Source organism: Adlercreutzia murintestinalis (genome assembly GCF_943192905.1).
Taxonomy (GTDB): domain Bacteria; phylum Actinomycetota; class Coriobacteriia; order Coriobacteriales; family Eggerthellaceae; genus Adlercreutzia_A; species Adlercreutzia_A murintestinalis.
Window position 1 is genome coordinate 1 of record NZ_CALPCC010000037.1, and the last position, 4,646, is coordinate 4,646.

Here is a 4,646-nt window from a genome sequence, read left to right on the forward strand (position 1 = left end):
CAACTTTTAGCCATGGTTTTCCCATCGTGATCTGGGAATTGTTGGCCATTCCGGACACACTTTTTGAGAATTAACCCTCTTTCCGCGCAGTACCGTGTGGTAATAGGCGTAGGTGAGCGGGGTTGCGTCGCAGAGCACGTGCGCCTCTTCGATGGGTCCTATGAGCAGCAGATGCGTTCCTACATCGACGGCCTGCTCAACGCGCACGCTGAACGTTGCCATGCATTGTTGCTTCAAGAACGGAAGGTGCGAGGCGTCCACATCGTGGTCCATAGCGGCGAACTTCTCTCGTTCAAGGCTGTTATGAAAGCCAAAGACCCCGATCAATTCCATGGTCGCTTCTTCGGAGAGCACGCTTGCGGTGAAGCGCCCCGCATCGATGATGGCCTTCGTTGTGATGTTGTCCTTGTTCAACGCGACCGAGGCTTGAGGCGGCTCACTTGCAACTTGCTGAAATGTGTTCGCGATGCAGCCAACTTTGCGGCCGTCGGGCAGCTTCGAGGCAATGACGAAGAGGCCGTACGTCAGTGAATGAAATGCTTGCACGTCTATTGTCTTTTCCATCGTCACCCTCGTTTCTTATCTTCGTGCGCGGCTTTATGAGTGCGTACGCTTCATGAATATATAACATCACAAGTGCAAGGCGCATCAGGCCCGCAATGTGAAACGGTCAGATTCCTGCAAGATTCATGTTAGATCCCGTTCAGGATCATACTGGCATGCAGAGACGTTCGTGCCTGAAGGCAGGGGTGCTCCGTGCATCAGAGCGCCCAAAACAGGAAGCGACAGCGTACCCAGCAGATGCGGCAAACGTGATTCCGCCACGCCAGATTCGCCTGCCATAGTAGAGCCGTAGGCGAACGAAGCGAGGTGTTCTGTGAGATTCCTGACGAAGAGGAACCGATCGATTGTTCTTGGATTGGCGTGCGGTCTGCTCTGCGCGCTCTGCGTTGCTGTGTATGTGGTGCAGGTGGATGAACAGGCGAATGCGGCTCAGGCGGATATGTTGGCTCGGTATGGCGGCGATCAGGTAGAGGTATGCGTGGCCCGCCGTGATATCGCGGCAGGGCAGACCATAGCCGATGGCGACGTAGAGACCAAGATGTGGATTGCTTCTATGCTGCCAGCCGATGCTGTGGTGGCGAAAGGCGATGCGGTAGGGCAGCAAGTGGGGTCGTCCATTCTGGCAGGCGAGGTGATCTCATCTGCCCGATTCGGATTCGACGCGGCCAACATAGAGGTGCCGGACGGCATGGTGGCGCTCAGCGTGCCAGCGCGTGCGGTTCAGGCGGTTGGTGGGGCACTGGTGCCGGGCATGAGCGTAGATGTGTACGCGGTGGGAGGATCGTCTACCGCGCGGGTCGCGCAGTCGGTGAAAGTGCTCGAGACGTGCGCTACCGAGGGCGGTAGCAATGCGCAGAGTTGGGTCACGTTGGCGTTGCCGCCGCAGTTAGTGGCGCAAATGGTGAGCGCCGCGGAGAACTTGGAGTTGTATTTCGTTCTGCCTTCGGAGAGCGCAGACGCGCAAGAAGCGGAATCGGCTTCGCGACCCGATGGCGATGGGCGCGAGGGTGCATCGAGCTCATCGTCGGCCGCTATTTCATCATCGTCGGCCCAGGCATCATCTACGGCATCAGCGGCCTCCCAGGCATCCTCAGCATCGCAAGCTGCCCGGACATCGTCTTCGGCAGGATCCGCATTATCGCAAGCATCGAATGCAACGCAGAGAGGTGAGTGAGATGAGCAAGGTGCTGTTCTGTTCCGATCCGGAGAATTTGGCGCACCCCGAGTTGTTGGGGCTAGAAGAGGTGAACTTGGCTGCGCTGCCTTGGCTGGAATGCGAGGGTGGTGCGCACGCGGCGCGCACACGGGCAGCTGAGGCGGACATAGGCGAGGTGTGGGTAGAGGGAAGCGACCATGTTGACGCGGTGAATCTTGCAGCGGCCATGCGTACCGATGATGCAGAGAAGCCGATCCTGGTGGTCGCGCATGATGCAAGCGGTTCGTTGCGCAGCCGTGCTCAGGCTGCCGGGATCACGGGGATGCTCACAAGCGATGGGCTGTTGCGGCGGATTTCGATGGAGAAAGAGCGCCGCGCGCGCATGGATGAGGCAGCGCGCGATCTTGAGGCGAATCTGGATGCGGCGTTGGCGGAGCATTCGCGAGCAGCAGTGCTTGACGAGATAGAACGAAGCGCGGCGACAGAGGCGTTCAGTAGCGCGACCGATCGTGCGGCATCGCTTGCGGCATTGGCGTTGCGTTCGCGTTTCGACAGCACGAAGAGACCAGAGAGCGCAGCGTATATGTTGACGGTGCTCTCGGGAAGCGGCGGCGCAGGCAAGAGCACGGTCGCTCTGGTGGCTGCGCATGTGGCCGCAGCGAAGGGTCACACGGTGCTGCTCTTCGACGGCGATCTGCAATTTGGCGATCTGGTGCATCTGATGGGAGCTACGGATGCGCTGACCGCCGACGATGTGCTGGCAGAGCCGGAACGGTTGCAGCAGCTTGCGGATGGCTTGAGTCAGAGCGGCGTGGCGCTGTTGGCGGCTCCCAGCAAGCTTGAGCAGGCTGAGGTGGTAACGGGAGCCCTTTCGCAGCTCCTTGATGCAGCAAGCGCTCTCTTCGATGTTGTCATCGTGAACACCGGAGCGAGTTGGGCAGAAAGTCATGCCGCGCTGATCGAGCGAAGCGATTGCGCCCTGTTCCTCATCGACCAGAAGGCATCGAGCGTGCGGGCATGCCGCCACGCTGTTGATCTGTGCGAGCGGTTGGGCATTGCGACGGCAAACTTTGAATATGCGATCAACCGATGCCGCCGCGGTGCGTTGTTCACCAGTATAGATGTGTCGTGCGCCATGCAGGGAGCGCATGTGTTCGAGCTGAAAGAGGGGGGCACCGAGGTAGAGGAGCTGCTGGGGGCAGGCAGCGCCGATGAACTTCTTCACGCACGCAACGACCTGTGTACGAGCGTATCAGCCATGCTCGATGAGTTGTTGCCATCGTGCGCGGGGCGTGTGCAAGCGAAGAGGGGCGGCCGTGCGCGCATGGGCGGTCGCAAGGCGGAAAAGGCGGGGGACGGCTCCCGATCGAGTCGGCGCCGTGGGAAGAAGCGCGCCGTGCTTCCCGGAGTCGTTGATGCCGATACCCGCGGCGAAAATGTGAAGGCGGTAGTCGGATGAGTTTGATGGAGCGGGTGCGTGCCGTTGCTGACGTGAACGATGCGGCGGCGAACGGGAGTGCGCCGCGAAAGCTCACGGTTGAGCAGCTTCGCGAAGATGTGCGCGCATGGGCCTCGTTCGAGGCGATCGCGGCCATCATGGTGGACAACCCTCAGCGTGCGCGCAATGAACTGCGCACTGCATGCCGCCATGCGCTGGCTGATCCGAAATGGGATGTGCTGTCCGGCGCGGAGAAGCGGCGCTTGATCGAAGAGATGATCGATGTGGTCTTCGGCATGGGGCCGGTTGAGAGTTTGATCGCTGACGAAACGGTCACCGAGATCATGGTGAACGGTGCGCAGAGCATCTTCTACGAACGCGATGGCTGCCTGCACCAAAGCGAGGCACATTTTGACAGCGATGAACAGGTACGCGTGCTCATCGATCGCATCATCGGCCCGCTGGGACGGCGCATCGACGAATCGTCTCCCATGGTGGACGCGCGTCTACCGCAAGGTCATCGCGTGAATGCCGTTATCCCGCCGATCGCGCCCGATGGCCCGCATGTGACCATCCGCGCCTTCGCACGCCGCCTGATGACGCTTCAGGAGATGGAGCGGACCGGTTCGTTCGGTGCGGAGATGACCACCTTCTTGAAGTGGCTGGTCGTGTGTCGGAAGAACGTGGTCGTATCGGGTGGCACGGGCAGCGGAAAGACCACGTTGCTCAATGCGCTTTCGTGTTGCATTCCGTCAGGAGAGCGCATCGTCACGATCGAGGACTCCGCCGAGCTGCGCTTCGATGCGGGGTTGCATGTGGTTCGCTTGGAAGCGCGCCCGCGCAATGCTGAAGGCGAAGGCGAGGTGACCATTCGTGATCTGGTCATCAATGCTTTGCGCATGCGTCCCGACCGGATCATCGTGGGTGAGTGTCGCTCGGGTGAGGCGCTTGACATGTTGCAGGCCATGAACACGGGCCACGATGGGTCCTTGACGACGCTGCACGCGAATGCGCCCGAGGATGTGATCGATCGCATGGTGACGATGGTGCGATATGCAGTCGATTTGCCCGTGGATGCTATCGAGGCGCAGATCGGCAATGCCTTCGACTATGTGGTGCAGGTGAGCAGGCATGCAGATGGAAGTCGGTTTCTGTCGGTTATTGCCGAGGTCGAATACGACCGAACAACGCGAGGATGCTCGATAGAGCGCGTCTATGTTGCGCCTGCACCCTCCGAGGGGAGTTGGGTGCGACGCCCTGCTCTTCTTGAGGCAGTGCGAGCGGGCGATCACGCAACCGAAAGAGAGGTGGAAGCATGGGAGCAGCAAGCATATGGGGAATAGCGGCGGTCGTGTTGGCTGCAGGTGCTGGAACCGTGTTGGGGCGGCAGGCGATGGTTGCGTGGCAGCGTCGACAAGCGGCTGCAACCGCACTAACACCCTCCAAGCGCGAGCAGCTCGTCTTGTCATTGGTGGCGGCTGCGCAGCC

Annotated in this window: 4 protein-coding genes; 3 read left to right on the plus strand and 1 reads right to left on the minus strand. The window is 60.4% G+C overall.

Going from position 1 to position 4,646, the window contains the following annotated elements; all coding sequences use genetic code 11:
* Window positions 1–6 precede the first annotated feature (6 nt).
* Window positions 7–564: a flavin reductase family protein gene (locus NFR19_RS08675; RefSeq protein WP_251213397.1), complete on the minus strand. Its 558-nt coding sequence runs from the start codon at window positions 562–564 to the stop codon at window positions 7–9.
* Window positions 565–877: 313 nt separating this feature from the next.
* Here NFR19_RS08675 and cpaB point away from each other — a divergent pair, with 313 nt between their 5' ends.
* Genes cpaB through NFR19_RS08690 form a run of 3 tightly spaced genes read left to right on the plus strand, consistent with a single transcriptional unit; the run spans window position 878 to window position 4,501 of the window.
* Window positions 878–1,738 (plus strand): Flp pilus assembly protein CpaB, encoded by an 861-nt coding sequence (cpaB, locus tag NFR19_RS08680; RefSeq protein WP_251213398.1) that lies wholly within the window; start codon window positions 878–880, stop codon window positions 1,736–1,738.
* Window position 1,739: 1 nt separating this feature from the next.
* A complete protein-coding gene (locus NFR19_RS08685; RefSeq protein ID WP_251213399.1) occupies window positions 1,740–3,179 on the plus strand; it encodes a CpaE/TadZ family protein in 1,440 nt (479 codons plus the stop codon).
* Window positions 3,176–4,501, plus strand: a complete 1,326-nt coding sequence (locus NFR19_RS08690) for a TadA family conjugal transfer-associated ATPase (RefSeq protein ID WP_251213400.1) — start codon at window positions 3,176–3,178, stop codon at window positions 4,499–4,501. The genes NFR19_RS08685 and NFR19_RS08690 overlap by 4 nt, the downstream gene beginning before the upstream one ends.
* Window positions 4,502–4,646: the final 145 nt, after the last annotated feature.

Excerpts from the sequence above, each read along its gene's own strand:
- NFR19_RS08675 (WP_251213397.1), bottom strand. The coding sequence starts at position 564 with ATGGAAAAGACAATAGACGTGCAAGCATTTCATTCACTGACGTACGGC.
- NFR19_RS08685 (WP_251213399.1), top strand. The coding sequence starts at position 1,740 with ATGAGCAAGGTGCTGTTCTGTTCCGATCCGGAGAATTTGGCGCACCCC.
- NFR19_RS08690 (WP_251213400.1), top strand. The coding sequence starts at position 3,176 with ATGAGTTTGATGGAGCGGGTGCGTGCCGTTGCTGACGTGAACGATGCG.